Genomic DNA, 22000 nt, shown 5'->3' with positions numbered 1-22000 from the left:
TAAAACTACTGAACTGCTTCTACGCCTTTGATTTCGGGATAGCTTTCCATAAGGATTCTCTCAACGACTCCTTTGATCGTCATCTGCGCTCCCGGGCATCCCGCACAATGTCCCTGCAGTCTCACTTTTACAATATGATCGTCCGTATACTCCACGAACTCAATATCTCCTCCGTCTCTCTGTAGGAAGGGTCTGATCTGTTCTAAACCTTCTTTGATTTTCTGTTCCATTATTCATTCTCCTTTTTCTTCTCTTTTTTCTTAACATTTTTCTCCGGTTCTACCGGATCAATCGTACATATGGGCTTGATTTTTTTATTAGCAATTGTATTTATAACAACGGATTTCTTAGGATCTCCGACGCTATCAAAGGTAATTTTTCCGGAGGCGCCAGAAAAGTCGGCCGTCTGGGCCAGGGCCTCACGGACATCTTCGCCGGTGCAATTCGCCCCTGCGGTCTCGATGGCATGAATGAGCAGCAAATACGCATCGAATCCCAATGCCGTTTCAGCTGCCGCAGTTTCGTCTTTGCCGTACTTTTTACTGTAGGCATCGAGAAATTGCCGGGAAGTCTGTGTCACCGCCTCATCCTCCGTATAAAGTGTGGAAAAGGCAACGTTATTGTAAATGTATTTTCCGGCAATGTCCATAAATTCGTCCGTCGACCAGTCGCTGTCACCTAAAAAAGTCACATTGCTGATCCCCATCTTTTTCGCCTGTTTGAGAATCGCTGCCGCATCGGGGATATCTCCCGGGAGAAATACCGTGCTCACCCTGGAATTGGCAATCGCCTGCAGCTGCTGTGAAAAGTCCTTATCTCCTGTCTTAAATTTTTGATAAACGGCTATGGCTTCTCCATCCCCCGTTAATTGGACAAACTTGTCTTTAAAGCTGCTGGCCATTGCCGTAGCCTGATCATCATCATCCGGCAGCAGGATCCCGCTTTTCTTTTCTTTGAGCTGCTCATAGACATAGCGGGCCAAAGCCTCGCCCTGATAGGATTCCACAAAGCATACCCGGAAATAATAAGGGTGGTTCTTCGTTACCAGCGGATTGACATTGGTTATTGCGATACCGGGAATCTTGGCCGCCTCCAGATATCCGTTGGCTACCAGCGAATAAATACTGCCATAGCTGCCCAAAACAGCCAGAGGCTGCTTTTTAATCAGATCCGCCATAGCAGTTTCGGCTGCATCAAGATCTGACTTATTATCCGCATAGACCAGCTCTACTTGTTTTCCCAAGACATTGGGATAAAGATCATGAGCTAGTTCAATCCCCCGAACCTCCAGCTCTCCCTGCTCCTTATCGGCGCCGCTCATTGGTTCGTAAACCCCGATTCTTATAGTATCGTCCGATGATGCGTTTTTATTTATAAACGCTTCTTTAAAGTTATTAAACGTCGTGCATCCTGCCAGTGACAAGGAAAAAACACCTGCCGCAAGGATGCCGGCCATTATCTTTTTCGCCTTTGACATGCTGTCCTCTTCACCTTCTTGCCTGTATTCTCTAATTCCAAACATTTCCCTCTAAGTTACATGTACATCAAATTATACCTGTTTTTTGCAAAAAGGTAAAGTCTGCTGCAAAAAAAGGTTGTTTCATTCCATATAATGGTGGTATAACTAGATTAGAGTAAATTAAGACTAAACTATTGGGAGGTAGAAAATTATGAAATGGACTTGTTCAGTATGCGGATACACGCACGAAGGACCGGAACCACCAGCTCAGTGCCCACAGTGTAAAGTGCCCGCCGAAAAATTTGTAAAAGTTGAAGAAGGTAAAAGAGAATGGGCTGACCAGCACGTAGTCGGCGTTGCCAAAGATGTAGATCCGGAAATCGTGCAGGGCCTTAGAGATAATTTTAATGGGGAATGCTCCGAAGTTGGTATGTATCTGGCTATGGCGAGAGTCGCTCACAGAGAAGGATATCCGGAAATCGGACTTTATTGGGAAAAAGCTGCTTGGGAAGAAGCTGAGCACGCTGCCAAGTTTGCAGAGCTTCTGGGAGAAGTGGTTACGGATTCCACCAAGAAGAATCTGGAAATGCGTGTAGACGCAGAAAACGGCGCTTGCGCAGGCAAGAAAGCTCTGGCTAAAATGGCTAAGGACCAGAATCTGGATGCAATCCACGATACGGTTCATGAAATGGCTAAGGACGAAGCAAGACACGGCTGTGCTTTTGAAGGTTTACTTAAGAGATATTTTGGCTAAAATCAAACATAACGAGGATGCGGCGTGTCTGCATCCTTTTTTCTTTATACAGGAAACCACGTTTTTATGTAAGGAGTGAAGAAACCGATGAAAAAATTTCAGTATTATATTCCCACCCGGATTTTGTTCGGAAAAGGAGCGCTGGATGGCCTGCACAAGCAGGCTCTGCCCGGAAAAAAGGCGCTGATCGTCATCAGCAGCGGAAAATCAACCAAGGCCAACGGGTATCTGGCCCGCGTGGAAGAGCAGCTTGAAAAAGCCGGCTGTGAGCATGTTCTCTTTGATAAGATTCTGCCCAATCCAGTGCTTCGCCACGTGATGGAAGGCGGCGCGCTGGCTAAGGAGACAGGCTGTGACTTCGTTGTCGGCCTGGGCGGCGGCAGCAGCATGGACGCAGCCAAAGCCATTGCCGTCATGGCCACCAATCCCGGCGATTATTGGGATTATAACGGCGGCAAGACGGGCAAGGGACTGCCGCTGGTATGCGATCCTCTTCCCATCGTCGCCATTACCACCACTGCAGGAACAGGTTCGGAAGCCGATGCTGCTACCGTTACCACCAAAGAGGAGACCAATGAAAAATGCGGGTATGTCAATGAAAAACTCTATCCTGCCATCTCAGTGGTGGACCCGGACTTGATGATGACCATCCCGCCGATGCTGACGGCTTATCAGGGATTCGACGCCCTCTTTCATGCAGTGGAAAGCGTTATCAACAAATACGAAAATCCGATGGGTGAAATGTTCGCCCTCAAAGCCATCGAATATATTGCCAAATACCTGCCGACGGCGGTCAAGGATGGAAGCAATGAAGAAGCCCGCAGCTACGTGGCTCTGGCAAACACACTGGCCGGATTCTTTATGATGTGCACCTCGGAGCATTCCATGGAACACGCCCTCAGCGCTTATCATCACAGCCTGCCCCACGGTGCAGGACTGATTATGATCAGTCTGGCTTATCACGACCACTTTGTCAAAACCAGCGCTTGCGACGAGCAGTACATCAAGATGGCCAAAGCCATGGGAAAACACCATGCCAAGGATGCCGGCGACTTTATAGATGCGTTAGCACAGCTGCAGAAGGACTGCAGCGTGGACCAGCTGAAAATGAGCGATTACGGAATTAAACAAGAAGAACTGGATAAATATGCGGTTAATGCCAGAGAGTCCATGGGAAGGCTCTTTGCCTGCGACCCGGTTTCTCTGTCTGATGAAGATGTCGTGAAAATTTATCAGAAATCCTATCGCTAGTTTTTTTGCGATATTGGAACTTACGAAAACGCGGCTTGCCACTTGCAAGTCGCGTTTTCTTTATGGGTTCAGCTCCGAATCCACAGGCCAGGGTCCCGGAAAATTTTTATAAAATTTTTTATTTTTTACGCGAAGTTGTGGGTTTGCGAGGGCTGACCCCGCCAACTTGACTGCCCGCGCAAACTCAAGTCGGATCTGACAGCGTCTGGCTGTTGAAACCTGCGCAAAAAGTGAAATCTTTTTTTATTTTTTTCTCAAAGATCCCCACGCCCCCTCTCCAAGCCGCAGCCGCCCCATATTCCGATTGCCGTAGTCTCACCCTAATATAAAAAAGTTTCCTCTGGAAACGTTATTCGCGCTTCGCGCTCACTTTCACAAGGTAAACTTTTTTGAAATACAGAAAATGCTACGCAATCGATATTTCCTGTATTATAAAAAATCCCGCACTGGACGTCCCTGCGGGATTTTATTTTACAATACACACTTGATTTTTTATATAAAGTTAATTTCCGTATCTCCAGTATCGCAATTCGTCTCAATATGATTGGCCGCCGCCGGATTTTCCGCAAGATAAGTGCTGCCCACGCTCTTTCCATTAATGGAGCAGTCCCCCAAGTCCGTCTGCGTTTTTATGGAATAGGAATCCTGCGGTAGGTAGGTGGTCAAAGTACAATCCCCCATGTCACCGTCGATTTTCGTCATTCCTGCAAATTCTCCGGAGAGATTCATATCACCCGCATTTAGCTTAATCGAGGCAGAGGAAGATTTAATGCTGGCCCCTTGGATACTGCCCATATCGGCACGCAGGTCCAGTTCTCCGGCTATAATCCCGTTCATGGTAACATCTCCCGCATCCGACTCGATGTGCAGCGTTTTTGCCGATAGATCATTGAGCTTTACATCCCCCATATCGCTGTCAATCTCAACGCGATCAAAGGCTGTACCTTGGGGGTAATAAATTTTTATCACCGTATCTTTGTGGTCGCCCAGATTGAAAAGATTCAAGTTAAACCAGCGGATTTTTTTCCCGGATGGCTTTACATTCAGGATACCGTTTTCCACAGAAACCCTGGGTGCGCCCATGGCTTTGTCATAACTGGTTTCCACTGCGAAGGTCTGCCCTTGGACAAATTCCACCCGGCCCAGGTCCGAATCCACATTGATGGAAGAAAAGGCTTCTGTCGCTCCATTCTGATGCTCTTGCTGTCCGCCGGTAAGGCTGATCCATGGAACCCGCTCCTCAACACTGGCCAAACCCCGAATTCCTCCCAAGGCCGCGCCGGCAATGCTGAGAAGCAGTCCTGCGCCGACCACGATTCCGCAGACCATTAAAAAGGTTTTCATTCTCTTACTCATTTCCATGCCCCTCCTTTGCCAGCTTTTTCTCCCGTCTCCTCTGACTGCTCTTCTGCATTTCTTTTGCAGTCAAACGGATGAGGGCCCTGGCACCTATCACAACACCTACACACAAAACTGCCATTAGACCGGCGGCTACAAGCCCCATGCCGATCAGCATCATACCGCCCGCCACGCTTCCGGCCAGCCCGGCAAATCCGATGGCGACAAGAGCAATGCCGCCGATGCAGAATGCGATCAGACAGGCAAGCAGCGCTGCGATCACCGCAAAGATACTGATAAAGACGGCAAAGGCTACGGCCCCCAGAGCGATCGCCAGCGGCAAGGCGACCGGCGCCGCAAAGATGCCCATGATCACCCATAAAATCGCTGACAGCCCTTTTTTGGTGCTCTGGCGGCCATTGTCGTGATCCAGCTGGCGGACAGCGTAATCAGCCTTAATCTGGGTCGCAACTTTAGATGGACTTCCCAGCTCCTGGATAGTCTCTGCTTCCCGTTCCGGTCCGGCCTCATCAAAATATTCACTGTAGTATTCCATCGCTGCCTGAATCTCTTCCTTCGGCAGCTTTGATAACTCGGCGGCCAGCCGGTTCATAAACTCTTGTCTATTCATGATCTTCACCCCCGTTGAGCAAGGAATCGATTTGATCCTTGTAAACTTTCCATTCTTTCTTATACATTTCACATCGTGTAAGCCCTTTTTCTGTTACCGTATAGTAACGCCGGTTCCTACCTTGATAGGGCTGGTCATAGGTCCGCAGATAATCCTCTTTCTGCAGGCGCCGCAGCACCGGATACAAGGTTGACTCGGATATATCCAGAACTTTTTTCATGGATTGAGTCAACACATATCCATAGGTATCTTCTTTTGAAAGGACCGACAATACACACGCTTCCAGAAGGGCTGAATCAATTTTAAATCCCATAGAGCATCCTTCTTTCTTTTATTATATTGTTCATCTGCTAATACTATACGACGTATAATATTATTTGTCAAGCAGATTATGCAAACTTTTCTATTGACCAATTCGGTCAATGCTGTTATACTGTTGTTGACCAATTTGGTCAACGAAAAGGAGTTTTTTTATGAACGACAAATTTTACAACCTGCCCGTCGAAAAACAAAATGCGATTATAAACGCTGCGCTCCATGTGTTTGCGGAAAATGATTATAAAAAAGCGTCAACAGAGGAGATCACCCGGCTGGCCGGTATTTCCAAGGGCCTGCTTTTTCATTATTTCGGCAGCAAAAAAGAGCTGTATCTCCACCTCTATCAATATGCGGAAAAGTCCCTGATTGAGGGAATGAGGCGGTACTACGATTCTGAGGAGACGGATTTTTTCAAAGCTCTGATCAGCGCACAGATGGCGAAAGTTCAGGTGCTTCATCAGCATCCGGATCTAATTTCCTTTTTGGTGAGAGCCTATCTGGAACACGATGACGCCGTAGAAGCACAGATAGATACCAGGTTCAGAGACATTATCTCCGCCAGCCGCACCACAGTCCTGGAACGCACCGACGGCAGCAAATTCAAAGAAAGCATTTCCCCGGACCAGGCCCTGGATATCATCCTTTGGATGTCGGACGGTTTTATGCGCAGCCGCACGCCGCAGCAGCTGGCAGACCTGGAAGCGCTCAATGAAGAATTTTTGTCCTATATGGATTTGCTGCGCCGTCATTTTTATAAGGAGGAATATTGGGATGAACATAATTGAAACAAAAGGTCTGACAAAATACTATGGCAAATCCCGGGGGATCATTGATCTGGATTTGTCCGTTTCGGAGGGAGAAATCTTCGGTTTCATCGGCCCCAACGGAGCGGGAAAAAGTACGACGATCCGCCTGCTGCTGGGTCTGATTTCCCCTTCATCGGGAACCGCCAAGGTTCTCAATATGGATTGCGGCCGGGAGCGAACGTCGATTTTGGCTCAAATCGGCTATATGCCGTCGGAAGCCATGTTTTATGATAGTCTGCGGGTAAAAGAAATGATCCAGCTTTCAGCCAAACTGCATAAGAAAGATTGCAGCCGGGAAGCTGCCTTGCTCTGTGACCGTTTTATGCTGGATAAAGAGAAGAAAATTCGGGAGCTGTCTCTGGGAAACCGGAAAAAGGTTGGAATTGTCTGTGCCTTCCAGCACCGCCCTCAGCTGTACATACTGGATGAACCCACAAGCGGGCTGGATCCGCTGATGCAGAAGGAGTTCTTTTCGTTGGTGGAAGAGCGGAACAAAGAAGGTGCCGCTGTCTTTCTCTCTTCCCACGTGCTTTCAGAAATTCAGCGTCATTGCCATAGCGCCGCCATTATCCGGGACGGGCAGCTGGTCGTGCATGGCTCAGTCGAAGCCCTTTCCAAAACATCGGCGCGGAAAGTGGAGGTTCACGGGATTCAAACGCCGCCGGCCATCGATGGTATCCTCGATGTGGACTGCGGCGCAGAAAGTGTCCGCTTTTTATACCAGGGGGAGATGAAGTCGCTGATCGCCTCGCTGAATGCCCTTCCTGTCCAGGACCTTTCGATATCCGAACCGGATATCGAAGAAATCTTTATGCACTTTTATCATGAAAGGAGTGGGTCCAATGATCTTATTTAGACATGAATTGCGGCAGGGCCGCAGGATGCTGCTGATTTGGAGCGCTGTGGTCGGTTTTATGATTTTGATCTGTATGCTCATGTACCCGGAAATGGGAAAGCAGATGGGCGGTATCGACAAAATCTTTTCTCAGATGGGGGGTTTTACCGAAGCCTTTGGCATGGATAAGCTGAGTTTGGGTTCGGTGATGGGCTTTTACGGTATCGAATGCGGAAATGTTCTGGGAATCGGCGGTGCTTTTTTCGCGGCTCTGCTGGGGATCAGCAGCCTGGCTAAGGAGGAGGCCGGTCATACGGCGGAATTTCTCCTCACCCATCCCATCAGCCGCATGAGGGTCACTTGGGAAAAGCTGGCTGCCCTGATCTGCCAATTGATTCTTTTTAATGCAATCTGCATCGCCTGTTCATTGATTTCTTTTGTTCTGATCGATGAACAAATAGAGGTTAAGGCGTTTGTCCTCTTTCACATCGCCCAGTTCCTGCTTCAGCTGGAAATCGCACTTATCTGTTTTGCCATTTCCTCCTTTTTGCGTAGATCCGGGCTTGGACTTGGTCTTGGCTTTGCCGCTCTACTGTATTTCCTCAATATCATCGGAAACATCGGCAGCCAGGCCGATTGGCTCAAATATATCACGCCATTCAAATATGCGGACGCTTCCTCCATTATTCCCGATGGGACGCTGGACGGCAAGCTGATCATATTGGGAATGGTATACACGCTGGCAGCGGCGCTGATCGCTTTCCTGCATTTCCGGCGCAAGGATATCAGCGTGTAGGTGCGTAGGCAGATACACATTCAGCCCATACCAAACCTCCCGGCTCATTCGCCAATGCGCTCGATTTCCCGCCTCAGTTCCTCCAGGTCGGTAATGCGGTTAATCGTCCTTCTTACCGCCGCGGAACCTCTGATCCCTTTTAAATACCAGCCCACATGTTTGCGCATCTCCCTGACGGCCGCATACTCGCCCTTGACTGCTGTCAGCCGCTCCAAATGAATGAGCATGGTTTGCACCCGCTGCTCAAGGGAGGGCGCCGGCGGCTTTTCATCGCCTTTCCAAATGGCAATCGCATCGCGGAAAATCCAGGGGTTCCCGAGGGCGCCCCTGGCAATCATCACCATGTCGCATCCGGTCTCTTTCAGCATGCGATTGGCATCTTCGCCTGAAAAAACGTCTCCATTTCCAATCACTGGAATATTGACGTTTTCTTTTACCCTGCGGATCATATCCCAGTCCGCATGGCCCGTATAATACTGCTGCCTTGTTCTGCCGTGAACTGCAACAGCAGCGGCCCCCGCAGCCTCAATGGCTTTGGCGGTCTGGACCGCGTTGATGGAATCGTGATCCCATCCGATGCGGATTTTGGCCGTCACCGGCTTTCCCGCATGATCCGCAGCCGCTTTTACCAGCTCATATATTTGATCCGGATCTTTCAGCAGTGCGGAGCCTTCGCCGTTTTTTACCACCTTGGGCACCGGACAGCCCATATTAATATCAAACGCCGCATTTTTACGACCCCGCAAGGTTTTTGCCGCATGGGCGATGATGTCCGGTTCGCTCCCAAACAACTGATAGGCGATCGGCTCTTCGCCTGGAAAGATTTCTAAGAGACGCTCTGTATTTTTATCTTTGTACCAGAGTCCCTTGGCGCTGACCATTTCCGAGTACAGAAGGGCAGCCCCCTGCTCCTTTGCCAAACTTCTGGCAGGACCGTCGGTAATCCCGGCCAGCGGCGCTAAAACGAAAGGGTTTTCCAGCTCAATATTCCCTATTTTCATCATTTCTGTCTTTTATTCTTCCTATGGATAATTTCCAGGCCCTCCAAAGTCAGCAGCTTGTCCACATGATCGATGCAGTCGATCCCGCTGTCAATGAGAGTAGCCAGCCCTCCTGTGGCGATAACCTTTACCGGTTCTTCCGACTCGCTGTAATCCTGCAGTTCCTTCTTCATCTTTTTTACAATATAGTCCACCATTCCCATATGGCCGTAGACCAGCCCCGACTGCATGCTGTGGATCGTATTTCTGCATATTACGTTCCCCGGTTCCTCCAGCTCGACCTTAGGCAGCTTGGCAGTCTTTTCGAACAGAGCCTCTGAAGAGATTTTCAATCCTGGCGCAATGGTACCGCCGATATACTCCGCTTTTTCTGAGATCGCGCAGAATGTTGTAGCCGTTCCGAAATCAATGATGATCAGCGGTCCGCCGTACTTGGCGTGAGCTGCCACCGCGTTGACAATTCGGTCTGCGCCTACCTGCTTTGGGTTATCGTATTTCACCACCAGGCCGGTTTTGATACCCGGTCCGATGACAATCGCTCTTTTATTAAAATATTTCATGGATAGATGCTGCAGCGTGAACAGTACGGAAGGTACTACCGTGGAAATGATCACGTCCTCCACTTCCCCTACGTCCAGTCCTTCGTACTGAAACAGCTGATTGATCACCATTCCGTATTCGTCGGCGCTCTTATTGTTATCCGTTTCCAGCCTCCAGTTTTGGATCAGCTCCCCCTCTTTAAAAACGCCCAGTACAATATTGGTGTTTCCTACGTCAAATGCTAGTAGCATGGCTTTGTTTCTCCTTTGCTCTGCCTTTTTTAGAATTCTGCAAGCTATTATACTCCAATATGCGCGCTATGTCGAGCATATTTATACCTGACAATGAAAACTGGCGGGTCGCATGTGCCCGCCAGTATATTCATCAAATCAAATTCACTTATTTAAGAGTAACCAGAACGTCTCCGGCATTTACGGACGCGCCCTTGGCTGCAGGTACGGTATCTACGGTTCCTGCTGCTGGTGCCATGATTTCGTTCTCCATTTTCATAGCTTCCAGAATGATCAGAACGTCTCCGGCATTTACAGCCTGACCCGGTGTAACTTTCACTTCCAGAACTGTTCCCGGCATCGGGGCGCTTACCGTGTTTGCTCCCGCTGCCGGAGCTGCGGCAGCAGGTGCTGCCGGGGCCGGGGCTGCTGCCGGTGCAGGAGCAGGAGCCGCAGGCGCTGCCGCTGGTGCCGGTACAGGCGCTGCTGGTGCCGCTGCTCCGCCTACTTCTTCAACTTCTACTGCATACACAGTACCATTTACTGTAATGTTATATTTTTTCATTTTCGTTTACTCTTCCTTTCCTGATAAATCCTTCACTTAAAACTTTCTGCTGTCAATGCAGTCGGCGCGGCCAGCATCACCCCATGCTGTCGTGTCACCGGATATTCTGCGTATTTTCCGAACGATGAAATTATTTGCGCCCCCCTCATAAGCAGTGATCGCTGCTGTAATGACTGCGATCAAACTGTCATCGGCAGTGACTGCTGCCGCTCCTGTGGGAGCTGCCGGGGCTGCAGCGGGTGCGGCATCTGCCTTCTGCGGCGCCTTATCTCCCTTGTTGGGACGATATGTAAATTTTGTCATGATTGCGATGCAGGCCCATAACAGGATCAGCACGATAAACGTGATCCCCATTCCCATCAGGGTCGTGATCCCGGCCCCTGCCATCTTTTCTCCAAAAGTCATGTTATGCATCACATCGGGATTTGCAAATTGCTCCATTAAGCTCATTATGCCACCTCCTACAGCGGAATGTTACCGTGCTTCTTAGCAGGTAAGGATTCTCTCTTTGTGCTCAGCATATCCAGAGCGCTGATGATTCTCTGTCTAGCTGTAGCCGGTTCGATGATGTCATCTACATAACCCATCTCCGCGGCTCTGTACGGATTGTTGAACCGATCTTCGTATTCAGCAATTTTTTCCTGTCTCTTTGCTTCCGGATCGTCGGCTGCTTTGATATCTTTTTTAAATACGATATTGGCGGCTCCTGCGGCTCCCATTACAGCGATCTGTGCCGACGGCCAGGCCATAACCAGATCTGCGCCCAATTCCTTGTTGCACATTCCGATGTAAGCGCCGCCGTAAGCCTTTCTCAGGATCATGGTGATCTTTGGAACGGTTGCTTCGCAGTACGCGTACAGCATCTTGGCGCCGTGGCGGATAATTCCGCCGTATTCCTGATCGGCTCCCGGAAGGAATCCAGGTACGTCTTCCACGGTCAACAGAGGAATGTTGAACGCGTCGCATCTTCTGATAAATCTTGCCGCTTTGTCGGATGCGTTGATGTCCAGGCATCCGGCTCCGAACTTGGGCTGGTTGGCAATAACGCCTACCGTTGCTCCGTCCATGCGGATGAAGCAGGTGATCATGTTCTTCGCATAATGGGGCATAACGTCAAAGAGTTTACCGTCGTCTGCGATCTTGGTAATAATATCGTACATATCATACGCTTTATTGGGGTTATCCGGAATGATATCGTTGAACTCCGGAATCATTCTGTTGGGGTCGTCGCTCGTCGCATAGATCGGAGCTGTTTCCAAATTGTTGGAAGGCATGTAGCTGAGCAGCTCTCTTACCTGCATCAGTGTATCCGTATCATCCGTTCCTATAAAGTGAGCAACTCCGCTGACCGTGTTATGGGTCATAGCGCCGCCCAGCTGCTCGGCGGAAATATCTTCACCAGTAACCGTTTTAATGACTTCCGGTCCTGTTATGAACATCTGGCTTGTTTTGTCTACCATGAAAATAAAATCTGTGATGGCCGGTGAATAAACCGCTCCGCCTGCGCAAGGTCCCATGATTACGGAAATCTGCGGAATAACGCCGGAAGAGATCGTGTTGTTGTGGAAGATCTTGCCGAATCCGGAAAGCGCGTTAACCCCTTCCTGAATTCTCGCTCCGCCGGAGTCATTTAAGCCGACGATCGGTGCTCCCATTTTCAGAGCCATGCCCTGCACCTTGACAATCTTCTCTGCATGGTATTCACCCAGAGATCCGCCAAGTACGGTAAAGTCCTGCGCATAAGCAAATACAAGTCTGCCGTCCACTGTACCATAACCAGTAACAACGCCATCCCCAGGAGCCTTGGTGTCAGCCATGTCGAAATTGGTGCATCTGTGAGAAACAAACACATCGTTTTCTACAAAGCTTCCTTCGTCGAAGAGAACATTCAATCTCTCTCTTGCGGTCAGCTTTCCTTTTTTGTGCTGCGCATCGATCCTTTTTTGTCCTCCGCCCTGAGCTATTTTTTCTTTCAATTGGCGAAGTTCTTCAAGCTTGTTCATATATATTTCCTCCTTAAGTATTTTGGATGTTTTGTGAAATATTTATCAGTGCATGGTACACCAACCTCACTATAACGTAATTCAAGCTCTTTTGCAACCAAAATTCCGTTGTATACATTATTCTTCCAGCTGGTCTTTACAAGGGAGACAGCCGTTTTTTCAAAGTTTCGGCAATATCGTATCCAGGACAAGTATAACCCGTATGTTTCTACCCACACTATCTAGTAGGAGGTGATAAAATGGATCTTGGAGATATGACTTCAAAAGAGCTGGGCGAACTTACTTCAAAAGGCCTTGTAAGTCTCGGTAAAAAAATTCTTGAGGAGCAGGAAGGGGAAGTTCCCGGAACTCTAAAAAATCAAAACCTGGGGCACAATTCGAAGAAGGAAGGACTGGGGCCCAATACTCGGCGCTAGGCGAGTCAGTTCGCGTATTGCACACGAATTTCTAAGGGGGGCCGTCGCATTCATGAAAACGAATGCGATGTGCCCTTTTTTTCGATCCCTTTTATGGAAGGAGCGGGCCCTTCGGGCCCGGATTAGTAAAGGGTGAAAAGTAAAATGATCGCTCGAGCTTGTTTTTGTCTAAGATTACGATGATTTTTTATCGTGGGAAAAGAAAAAAAGCTATAAAAGCGATAATTACATGCTGTTTATAGGTGAATTGGCCGTAAAAAAGGCCTGAAATCATCGCTGGAAAGGCCTGCCAGGCACAGATCGCGATGATTTGTTCCCGGCCTCAACTCCTGGAGAATGACGGTATCAAAATAGAGGCAGTGTAAACACTGCCTCTGGGTGCCAGAGCATCCTTAATTGCACGTGGGCCGGGCCGTCCCAACAGCAAAAAAACTTTTTTGGCCGGTTTCTATTCGAAATGGCCTGTTTTTAATGCAAAGTTCATAGAAGAACAGGGCATTTTGCCGTTTTCACAGCAAGCCAGGATGGCAAAATTCATTTATTTGCTGCATATAGGCGCATACAAGCGACTTGCATGCGGTTACCTGCATCTAACACCGGATACAATCCGGCCTGCAGCGCCATTTTATATGGACATTGGCTGCCAAAAGGCCGGTTTCGAATAGGATTTGCAATATTTTTTGTTTTGCTGCATTGTAAAGGGTTCGCACCAACAGTTTTGCCTGCCGTCAATATGCGAGCATTTCAAACTCTATTTCTGAATAGTATGCAGCGGATACGTTTGGCAAAGCTCTTTGACGATGGCTTTTGCCTGCTCCATGGCTTTCGGATCATCCGGGTTATCCAGAACAAGCGCCATGGCCTCCACTGTTTTTTCCACATCCTCTTCCTTAAATCCTCTGCTGGTCATGGCCGGTGTTCCCAGCCTGAGACCGCTGGTAACAAATGGGCTCTGGGGATCATTGGGAACTGCGTTTTTATTGGTCGTGATGTTTGCCTCGTCCAATAGATTTTCCGCCCGTTTTCCAGTCAGGTTTTTGCCTACCAGGTTTACCAGTACCAAATGGTTGTCCGTGCCGCCGGAAACCAAATCAAAACCTTTTGCAATCAGTGCTTTTGCCAAAGCCTGCGCATTGTCGATCACCTGCTGCTGATATATTTTGAACTCCGGCTCGGCAGCTTCCTTAAAGCAGACAGCTTTGGCAGCGATAATATGCATCAGCGGACCGCCCTGGGTTCCTGGAAAAATTGCTTTGTCGATGGCCTTGGCATACTTTTCTTTGCATAAAATCAAGCCGCCCCTGGGACCGCGCAGTGTCTTATGGGTGGTGCTGGTAACGATATCAGCATACTCCATCGGGTTGGGATGATGACCGGTTGCCACCAAACCGGCAATATGAGCCATATCCACCATTAAAATCGCGCCTACTTCATCGGCAATGGCCTTAAACTTGTCCGTTTCAATGGTCCTCGGATAAGCGGAGGCTCCTGCCACAATCAGCTTGGGCTTATGTTTGAGCGCCAGCTCACGCACATTGTCAAAATCGATCTTTTCCGTTTCCGGGTTCAGTCCGTATGGGACGAAGTTGTAGGATTTTCCGGAAATATTGACGGGGGATCCGTGGGATAAATGTCCGCCGTTGGATAAATCCATGCCCAGAACCGTGTCTCCATATTCCAAAACCGCCTGGTAAACGGCCGTATTGGCGTTGGCGCCGCAGTGAGGCTGAACGTTGGCATGGTCTGCGCCGAAGAGCGCCTTGGCCCGTTCAATGGCCATAGCCTCCACCTCATCGACGAATTCGCAGCCGCCGTAATACCGCTTGCCCGGATAGCCTTCCGCATATTTATTGGTCAGAGCGCTTCCTGCCGCTTCCATGATTTCATAATTGACAAAGTTTTCAGAAGCGATCATTTCAATCTTTGTCTCCTGTCTGCCGATCTCCCGTTTGATGGCGGCGCTGATCTCAGGATCAGCCTTGTCCAAGTAATTAAAATACATTCCGTGTTCTCCTTTTTTCTACCATAAATATATTAACTAACCACCCGCTCAAGGCGTTTGAGAGCCAGTGCGATCGTCAGCCCGGGAATAACCCGGTTTCCGGTAATTTCCACGCCCAGCACATCGTTAATCCGTTTCAGCCTGTATTGAACTGTGTTAGTATGAATCCCCATAAATTCAGCGGTTTTGCCGCTGTTCATCCCGGCATCCAGGACAAAGGTTTCCAGCGTATCCAGCAGCTGTTTTCCTTTGTTCTCTCCCGCGCCCTTGAAGGGTTCCAAAAGTTCCAGATAATTTTTTTTCACATAGCCGCCCTGGAGCTGGATATTAATGCAATTGCTCACCAGTGCCAGTTCGTATTTTGTAAATACTCGTTTATAAGGGAAGACGTTTTGTACAAAGGACCAACTCTCGCTGATCAGCCTGTATGCGTCTCCTGCACCCTCAATTCCATCCAATCCGGTTACATGGAAAATACGGACAGTCTTGTCCTCTTTTAACTTATTAAACAGCTTGACACAGCTGCTCTTTCCGTCAATATCCACATCCGGGTCATCTCGATCAATCAAAATCATGCCGTAAGTTTCATCGGCCTCGCTGATTTTCATGATATGCAGTCCTTCTTGCTTTTCAAATTCAGTCAGGATTCCCTGATTGATTCCTTTGGCAAAAAATACGCTGAGTATATCGTCCCCTTCGATTCCGGCCTCGTCCTTCAAGGTGTAAGCCAGACTCTTGTTGCCCCGCATGAGGGCTTTGATGAATTCTGCTCTTGCATCTCTTTCCGGAGTATATTTCCACATGCCCATAGCCAGCTCGATGATTTCGGCCAGCTTGGTGATCTCCCCTGCGGAATAGGAATCTTCGTTGTCCACGATGAACATAAAGTATTTATCATTATTGATCGTTACCGGGCCCCAATAGGTAAGGACCCCATTCACATCGATCATTGTGTATACTTCCGATTGTTTTTCCACTTCCCGCTCTTTTCCCATACGAATGGCTTCTGCAATCGTCGCCTTATGGCGCGTCTCAACGGACAAGATGGGGTTGAAATCTTCACTGAGGAGAATCAGCTGAAAGTCATTATTAATGGCTGCCTCTCGGACCGCCGATTGAAAGTTGCTGTGTTTTTCAAAGTTCAGCAAATGGAAAATGGTATTGCTGATCAGCCGGTTGCTAAAATTATCGCTGTAAAGGACTTTTTCCATGATCTGCGTAATCACATGGGAGTAGTGGGCGCGGCTGTCTTTCGGCATCACAATCAGCGGCAGATCGGCTGCTTCCGCGGCCTGGATCACCTTTTTATCAAGAGCGGGCACAACCGTGCCCACATAGAATATGACCAAAGCCGCATGGCCGTCAGCAGCCACCTGCTTTACAATCTGGCATTGCTGGGAGACATCGTCTCGGACCGCAAAGAAACCAGTCAGAAGAAGCTCACCTTTATCGTCGGCATAAGCCGCCACTTCTTTGGGCGCGGTAGCTTCTAGAACAGAAACCGCTTTCACGTCATTGCCAAGGGCCGCTCTGCCTGCCACTACCCTGGCGCCCTTAAAGGCTCTTAACTCCAGACAATCCTTTACTGTAACTTTCATTTATTTTTCCTCTTTATCTTCCTCCGAAGCCTTTTCACTGTCTTGATCTGGCGCTTCTACGGACTGGGGGTCACCCTCATCCTCTGACTCTTCATCCATTTCCTCATCGTCATCGGCGAAATAGTCTTCGTCATACTTTGCCAGTTCTTCTTCACTGGGCATATCGTCGTCATCCGGCTCTTCCTCGCCTTCTGTAACCCAATTTTTTTCTTCACCGTCCTTATCCAGGACCATACTATTGAGCGCCTCTTCCGCTTCTCTGGCCTCCCGTTCTTCTTGTTCCCGAAGAATTCTCGCAGCTTCTTCTGCTTCGGCTGCGTTCTTTTCACGGCGCTGGTTCTCTTTGTCCAGCACATCGTCAGCCAGCTCTTTGGCAGTCATCTTTCCGCTGTACAAAAGCTCGAACTGCTCGCCGTCCAGCGTCTCAATCTCCAGCAGCGCTTCGGCCACCGTATAAAGTTTATCCAGATGCTCGGTCAGGATCGCTTTTGCCTCTTCGAAGCAAGCTTCTACAATATTTTTAACTTCCTCATCGATCTCAGAAGCAGTTTCTTCTGAGTAGTTCTGCCTGGTGGAGAAATCCTTGCCCAGGAACACTTCATCCGATGAGCTGTAGTTGACAGGTCCCAGCTTGTCGCTGAAACCATATTTGGTTATCATATCCTTGGCAATTTCCGTCGCCCGCATGATATCGTTGCTGGCTCCCGTACTGATGTCGTCCAGGGTAAGCATTTCCGCTACACGCCCGCCCAGCAGATGGATAATCTGCTCGCGCATGGTGGTTTTGGTGCCGTAATATTTGTCCTCTTTGGGCAGGATCATTGTAAATCCACCAGCACGGCCTCTCGGCACGATGGTGATCTGATGAACAGGATCGGTTTTCGGCAGAGAGTGGGCGACTACCGCATGACCAGCCTCATGGAAAGCAGTCAGTTTTCGTTCTTCTTCACTGATTACCCTGCTCTTCTTTTCCGGACCTGCGATTACTTTTGTAATCGCTTCTTCGATCTCATCCATACGGATTTTAATTCCATTTCTTCTGGCTGTCAAAAGAGCCGCTTCATTGAGCATGTTCTCGATATCCGCAGGGGTAAAACCCGGAGTCCGTCTGGCAAGAACTTTGGGGTCCACTTCGTCTGCCAGCGGTTTGTTTCTCGAATGAACTTTGAAAATCTCTTCTCTTCCCTTGATATCCGGCGCGCCGATCACAACCTGGCGGTCAAATCTGCCGGGTCTGAGCAGAGCCGGGTCCAAGATATCCGGCCGGTTGGTCGCAGCCAGTATGATGATTCCCATATTCTCACCGAAGCCGTCCATTTCTACCAGCAGCTGATTGAGGGTTTGTTCCCGTTCATCGTGGCCGCCGCCCAGGCCGGCGCCTCTCTTGCGGCCCACCGCATCGATTTCGTCGATAAAGATGATACAGGGCGAATTCTTTTTCGCCTGCTCGAACAAGTCTCTGACTCTGGAGGCGCCGACTCCGACGAACATTTCCACAAAGTCAGAACCGCTGATGGTAAAGAAAGGAACCCCTGCCTCTCCGGCAGTAGCTTTGGAAATATAAGTTTTACCAGTTCCCGGGGGGCCCACAAGCAGAATTCCCTTTGGAATCCGTGCGCCCAGACTGTTGTACTTCTTGGGGTTGCGCAGAAAGTCCACCACTTCCGCCAGCTCTTCTTTTTCCTCATCCAGGCCGGCAACATCCTTGAACGTCACCTTTCTCAGGTCGCTGTCTTTCTGCAATTTTGCTTTGCTCTTGCCGAAGGACATGGCTTTGCCGCCTCCACCGCTCTGGTTCATGATAATAAAGAAGAAGAAAACCAGCGCCCCGATCATGATCAGGGTTGGCAGCAGGGTGATGAAGATCGATTCCTTATGAGGCTCGTCGGTCTTATACTTGAGCGTTTTGGCATCAATCTGCGGATACACGTATTTCTCGTTGAACCATTGCAAGTCGACCACATTGGATGCGTATGCGTATACCTGACTGTCATCTTTCAACGTAGCGCTGATCTTGGTCTCTGTGATATTAATCTCCGAGATCTGGCTGTCCGCCGCGTATTCAGCCATTGTGGAAAAAGAAACTTCCTTTTCCGCATCCTTGTCGGAACCGCTGCTGTAGAACCATGCCATGGCAAGTACCAGTCCAAAGATGATCAGGTAAATTCCTATATTTTTTGATAACCTTTTCAAATTTCCGTCCTCCCGTGTCGGTTTTTATTTAAATTTTGTTCTAATATCCAAAATTGGGTATGTCATTTTATCATATTTCACAAATAATTTCAAGCAAAAGGACCACTTTTGTTGCCTGATCGACTTTATATTTTTCACTGTAACGATGGGCCTTGAGATTGGTCCGCCCGTCGGCTACCATCCATAGAATTTCACTGCCGATGGCAGCCAGCGGCACCCTGTCCCGTTCTTCCTTGGGGACTTTTTTGTCAACAAAAAAATCCTGTATTTTTTTACGTCCAAGCTTGAGTCCGATATAATCACCGGGAAGCCTTGTTCTCAGCTGAACTTGCGGTGAAGCTCCATGTCCCTCACATATCTTTTCCCAGTCAAAGACAGCCGCTCCCGGAGGGAATTCCTCTTCCGCGGCGGCCAAGCGCATTTTCAGGCGCGTTTTGGCCCTGGCGGCCGTTTGATCGATTTCTTTTCTAAAAGAAACACAGCCGTAGCCGATGGTCATTTTACAGCCGCCGGGAAAGTCCAGAGACTTTGAAGTACCGCCTTCCATCAAAAGCTGGTCCGCCGCCTCCAAATGGCGCGCTGTGATATCCTGCTCCAGTCCGGCCTCTTCAAAGGCTTTGAGCATGACCCTGCGGCGAATGGCTTTTTCCAGAGACTGCAAGCCTGCCAGATTTAAAATTCCAGGCTCTATCATAAGCTCCTTATATGATTGTTCTGTGATCTTCCACAGATATTCTTTATCCTCAGCAGCGATTTTGCTCAGCCGCACCAGCGCGCTGTCAACGCTGCTGTTAAAGTGCTCCTTCAAATATGGTATCAGCTGGAGCCTGACTTTATTCCTGGTATAAATGGACTGCAGGTTGGTCTGGTCGATCCTCGGATCCAGTTTGTGCTCCCGGCAATAAGCTTCAATCTGCTGCCGCTTCATATCCAGCAGCGGCCGTATAACGGCAAAATCCCCTTCCCTGCGCAGATAGGCCATCCCTGCCAATCCGTCGGGCCCGGTTCCCCGCAAAAGGCGAAGGAGCACCGTTTCCGCCTGATCGTCAGCATTTTGGGCGACAGCAATCTTAATGGCTTCCCTTGCAATGCCCCTGTCAGCCAGGCTGCGGCACATTTCTTCAAAAGCCTGATAGCGCACCTTTCGTCCCGCTTCCTCGCTGCTCATTCCCTGCTCCTGCGCCAGCTTTGCGCAATCCCGGACAACAACCCGGCATGGTACGCCCTGACTTTGGCACAGCTTTTCCACATAACCCTGGTCTTCCTCGGCAGCGCCGGGGCGGAATTTATGGTTTACATGGACTGCGTACAAGCAAATATCCAATTCTTCTTCCAAACTTTTCAGCACATGAAAAAGGCACACTGAATCAGGGCCTCCGGAAAGGCCGATCACAATGTGCTCTCCGCGATTGATTAAATTATGCTTAAAAATAGTTTTTTTAATGCTTTCTCTGATCATGGACCCAGTATATCATAGATCAGCTGACTCTTACAGACAAAACCGTCAAGTCATCCTTTTCTTTCAAGCCATAGTTTTCTACGGCCCGGTTCATGATCAGGTCGCACATTGTCTGCGGGTCCTTGGATTTGATCTCTTCGATGGTCTGGGCCAGCCATTCCATGGAAAGGTCTTCTCGTTTGGAATCGGTCACTCCGTCGGATATCATGATCACCTGGTCGCCTGGATTCAAATGGACCGTCACATAATCGATCTTCAGTCCATCTACAATTCCCATTGGCATGGCCGAAACCTTCACCGTCTCCACAGCATTTTTCCGTTTAATAAAGGTCGTTGCCGCGCCGATTTTATAGAATTTCATTTTCCCGGTTTTTTTATTGAGGATACCCAGGTCAATGGTTGAAAAAATTTCATTTTCCGCATTGAGCAGGAGAATGGAATTGAGTAGCTTTAATACCAGCTCCACCTCCAGTCCGGCCTTGAGCAGCTTGATTACCGCAGCCACGGCCAAGCTGCTTTCCGTTGCCGCTGTCTTGCCGTTTCCCATGCCGTCGCTGAGGACGATGGCAAACCGCCCGTCCGGCAGTTCTTCCCACATATAGCTGTCACCGGAGATCCCCCGGTCTTTCGCATAGCCGGCCCAGGCAGGCTCGGCGCAAAGCTTTACGGAGGCGGCGCCGGGCCTGCTGCTTATTTCTTTAATTGTATGGTCGATAATTCTGGACATGGCCTTAAATTGATAGGACATCAGGATCCGGTTGTTTTCTTGTGAGACGAAAAGGGATGACAGGTCATCAAAATTTCTCCGGATCCTTTCTAAGTAAGCGGATGCTTCCGCGTTCTTTTTCTTTTCTTTGAAAACGCCGCAGCGCAGAAATGTGCAAAGGGCCGTATCCAGCCGGAAAAGCCACTTTTGCGGCATCAAGGCAAGGATTGCCCCTGATGCCAGCGGGCCGTATATGGGCAGCGCCAAATTGACGGATAGTTCAATGGTCCCCGCGCCCATTGTCACTGCCGCAAAGCATAACGCAGCTACAAGTTTATTCTGACCTCTGGCAAACCCTGCAACAACGCCTCCCAGCGCCAAGACAAGGATGGCTCCAGGCGGGCCGCCGCTGAGGATCAGGATAAGCCCGGAAACGAAACCAACCAGCAATCCTTCCATGGTGCCAAAGAGATAGCCGATGAGCAGCGTAATGGTCATGGCCGCCGGTATTAAAACCCAGGGCAGGCTTGTCCCGGAAACGATCAGCATAGCCGCGGATGCAATGGCCAGCATCCCGCCGGCAGTACCGCTTCTCGGTTCCCTTTTGTCCACCAGCTGGAGAAGGATCTCAAAGATGCCGCACAGCACCGCGACAAAGCAGCCCTCCAGGAGAAGGTCCGCTGCAGCGATTCGATATGTATATCCTGCGGCAATATAATAGATGCTCCTGGCGATCACCGTGATCGACCCTGCAATGACGGCTTTGTGCCAAGTTGCAAATCGAATTTTGGCTGTGCATAGAAACACCAGTGCGCATCCGCACAGCGCGCCCACGTCGCCCCAGATGGCGATCCCACTGCTGTAAAACGTCCCCAGTCCAATAAGCATGACTGGAAGTAAGTAAAAGTTTAATGTATGATAGGTCAGCAAGGCCGTAAGCAGGGCGATTCCCGCAGGAAACGTTTCCCCCATAAAACACGCTCTACTCACTAGAAAGCTCAATACAACCACCGCCGCTACGGCCCATATATGAATATCCCCTTTTTCTTTGCCGATAACCGGCCTTTTTGATATCAGTTCCATTTACAGACTCCTCCTT

The 22000-nt window shown here is 49.3% G+C and carries 21 protein-coding genes; 6 read left to right on the top strand and 15 right to left on the bottom strand.

Annotated elements, in window-relative coordinates; translation table 11 throughout:
- Positions 1-5 precede the first annotated feature (5 nt).
- Both NIA71_RS14785 and NIA71_RS14780 read right to left on the bottom strand, forming a co-directional pair.
- Positions 6-230, bottom strand: a complete 225-nt coding sequence (locus tag NIA71_RS14785) for a NifU family protein (protein ID WP_148397011.1) — start codon at positions 228-230, stop codon at positions 6-8.
- Positions 230-1477: an ABC transporter substrate-binding protein gene (locus NIA71_RS14780; protein ID WP_253020808.1), complete on the bottom strand. Its 1248-nt coding sequence runs from the start codon at positions 1475-1477 to the stop codon at positions 230-232. Before NIA71_RS14780 ends, NIA71_RS14785 begins: the two co-directional genes overlap by 1 nt.
- Before the next feature lie 190 nt (positions 1478-1667).
- On the opposite strand from NIA71_RS14780, the gene NIA71_RS14775 reads away from it, so the two are divergent.
- Both NIA71_RS14775 and NIA71_RS14770 read left to right on the top strand, forming a co-directional pair.
- Complete coding sequence (locus NIA71_RS14775) at positions 1668-2213, top strand: NADH peroxidase (RefSeq protein WP_148397013.1); 546 nt, start codon at positions 1668-1670, stop codon at positions 2211-2213.
- Between the two features lie 87 nt (positions 2214-2300).
- The gene (locus tag NIA71_RS14770; protein ID WP_148397014.1) at positions 2301-3464 is read left to right on the top strand and encodes an iron-containing alcohol dehydrogenase; all 1164 of its coding nucleotides are present in this window, start codon (positions 2301-2303) and stop codon (positions 3462-3464) included.
- A gap of 492 nt (positions 3465-3956) precedes the next feature.
- Here NIA71_RS14770 and NIA71_RS14765 read toward each other — a convergent pair whose 3' ends face one another.
- From NIA71_RS14765 to NIA71_RS14755, 3 genes are read right to left on the bottom strand one after another with little or no spacing between them, the layout of a single operon-like run.
- Positions 3957-4820, bottom strand: coding sequence for a DUF4097 family beta strand repeat-containing protein (locus NIA71_RS14765; RefSeq protein WP_253020807.1), 864 nt, complete (start codon positions 4818-4820; stop codon positions 3957-3959).
- Positions 4813-5433 carry a DUF1700 domain-containing protein gene (locus NIA71_RS14760; protein WP_148397016.1) on the bottom strand — a complete coding sequence of 207 codons (621 nt, stop codon included), beginning with the start codon at positions 5431-5433 and terminating at the stop codon, positions 4813-4815. The genes NIA71_RS14765 and NIA71_RS14760 overlap by 8 nt, the downstream gene beginning before the upstream one ends.
- Positions 5426-5746, bottom strand: a complete 321-nt coding sequence (locus tag NIA71_RS14755) for a PadR family transcriptional regulator (RefSeq protein WP_148397017.1) — start codon at positions 5744-5746, stop codon at positions 5426-5428. The genes NIA71_RS14760 and NIA71_RS14755 overlap by 8 nt, the downstream gene beginning before the upstream one ends.
- 160 nt (positions 5747-5906) lie before the next feature.
- Here NIA71_RS14755 and NIA71_RS14750 point away from each other — a divergent pair, with 160 nt between their 5' ends.
- From NIA71_RS14750 to NIA71_RS14740, 3 genes are read left to right on the top strand one after another with little or no spacing between them, the layout of a single operon-like run.
- Positions 5907-6536: a TetR/AcrR family transcriptional regulator gene (locus NIA71_RS14750; RefSeq protein WP_253020806.1), complete on the top strand. Its 630-nt coding sequence runs from the start codon at positions 5907-5909 to the stop codon at positions 6534-6536.
- Positions 6523-7413: an ABC transporter ATP-binding protein gene (locus tag NIA71_RS14745; RefSeq protein WP_253020805.1), complete on the top strand. Its 891-nt coding sequence runs from the start codon at positions 6523-6525 to the stop codon at positions 7411-7413. Before NIA71_RS14750 ends, NIA71_RS14745 begins: the two co-directional genes overlap by 14 nt.
- Positions 7400-8188, top strand: a complete 789-nt coding sequence (locus NIA71_RS14740) for an ABC transporter permease subunit (protein WP_253020804.1) — start codon at positions 7400-7402, stop codon at positions 8186-8188. Before NIA71_RS14745 ends, NIA71_RS14740 begins: the two co-directional genes overlap by 14 nt.
- A 44-nt stretch (positions 8189-8232) precedes the next feature.
- On the opposite strand, the gene dusB is transcribed toward NIA71_RS14740, so the two are convergent.
- From dusB to NIA71_RS14715, 5 genes are all read right to left on the bottom strand, one after another.
- A complete protein-coding gene (dusB, locus tag NIA71_RS14735) occupies positions 8233-9192 on the bottom strand; it encodes a tRNA dihydrouridine synthase DusB (protein WP_367177893.1) in 960 nt (319 codons plus the stop codon).
- Positions 9189-9980, bottom strand: a complete 792-nt coding sequence (locus tag NIA71_RS14730; protein ID WP_148397021.1) for a type III pantothenate kinase — start codon at positions 9978-9980, stop codon at positions 9189-9191. The genes dusB and NIA71_RS14730 overlap by 4 nt, the downstream gene beginning before the upstream one ends.
- Before the next feature lie 148 nt (positions 9981-10128).
- Complete coding sequence (locus NIA71_RS14725; RefSeq protein ID WP_253020803.1) at positions 10129-10524, bottom strand: biotin/lipoyl-containing protein; 396 nt, start codon at positions 10522-10524, stop codon at positions 10129-10131.
- Positions 10525-10560: 36 nt separating this feature from the next.
- Positions 10561-10974, bottom strand: coding sequence for an OadG family protein (locus NIA71_RS14720; RefSeq protein ID WP_148397023.1), 414 nt, complete (start codon positions 10972-10974; stop codon positions 10561-10563).
- 11 nt (positions 10975-10985) lie between these two features.
- Positions 10986-12527 carry an acyl-CoA carboxylase subunit beta gene (locus tag NIA71_RS14715; RefSeq protein ID WP_148397024.1) on the bottom strand — a complete coding sequence of 514 codons (1542 nt, stop codon included), beginning with the start codon at positions 12525-12527 and terminating at the stop codon, positions 10986-10988.
- 239 nt (positions 12528-12766) lie between these two features.
- Between NIA71_RS14715 and NIA71_RS14710 the strand changes: the two genes are divergently transcribed.
- Positions 12767-12943: a hypothetical protein gene (locus tag NIA71_RS14710; protein ID WP_253020802.1), complete on the top strand. Its 177-nt coding sequence runs from the start codon at positions 12767-12769 to the stop codon at positions 12941-12943.
- 751 nt (positions 12944-13694) lie between these two features.
- Here NIA71_RS14710 and glyA read toward each other — a convergent pair.
- The 5 genes from glyA to NIA71_RS14685 form a co-directional block, all read right to left on the bottom strand.
- Positions 13695-14945, bottom strand: a complete 1251-nt coding sequence (gene glyA / locus NIA71_RS14705) for a serine hydroxymethyltransferase (protein WP_253020801.1) — start codon at positions 14943-14945, stop codon at positions 13695-13697.
- Positions 14946-14977: 32 nt separating this feature from the next.
- Complete coding sequence (locus tag NIA71_RS14700) at positions 14978-16543, bottom strand: PucR family transcriptional regulator (RefSeq protein ID WP_253020800.1); 1566 nt, start codon at positions 16541-16543, stop codon at positions 14978-14980.
- On the bottom strand, positions 16544-18736 hold the full coding sequence (ftsH, locus tag NIA71_RS14695; RefSeq protein WP_269477880.1) for an ATP-dependent zinc metalloprotease FtsH: 2193 nt from the start codon (positions 18734-18736) through the stop codon (positions 16544-16546). It abuts the gene before it with no gap.
- A gap of 70 nt (positions 18737-18806) precedes the next feature.
- Positions 18807-20195: a tRNA lysidine(34) synthetase TilS gene (gene tilS, locus NIA71_RS14690; RefSeq protein WP_148397027.1), complete on the bottom strand. Its 1389-nt coding sequence runs from the start codon at positions 20193-20195 to the stop codon at positions 18807-18809.
- A 19-nt stretch (positions 20196-20214) separates the two neighbouring features.
- The gene (locus NIA71_RS14685; protein WP_148397028.1) at positions 20215-21984 is read right to left on the bottom strand and encodes a SpoIIE family protein phosphatase; all 1770 of its coding nucleotides are present in this window, start codon (positions 21982-21984) and stop codon (positions 20215-20217) included.
- Between the last annotated feature and the right edge of the window lie 16 nt (positions 21985-22000).

The sequence above is a fragment of the Ihubacter massiliensis genome, from assembly GCF_024125305.1.
Lineage (GTDB): Bacteria > Bacillota > Clostridia > Peptostreptococcales > Anaerovoracaceae > Hominibacterium > Hominibacterium faecale.
This window is presented reverse-complemented; position numbering and strand designations above follow the sequence as displayed.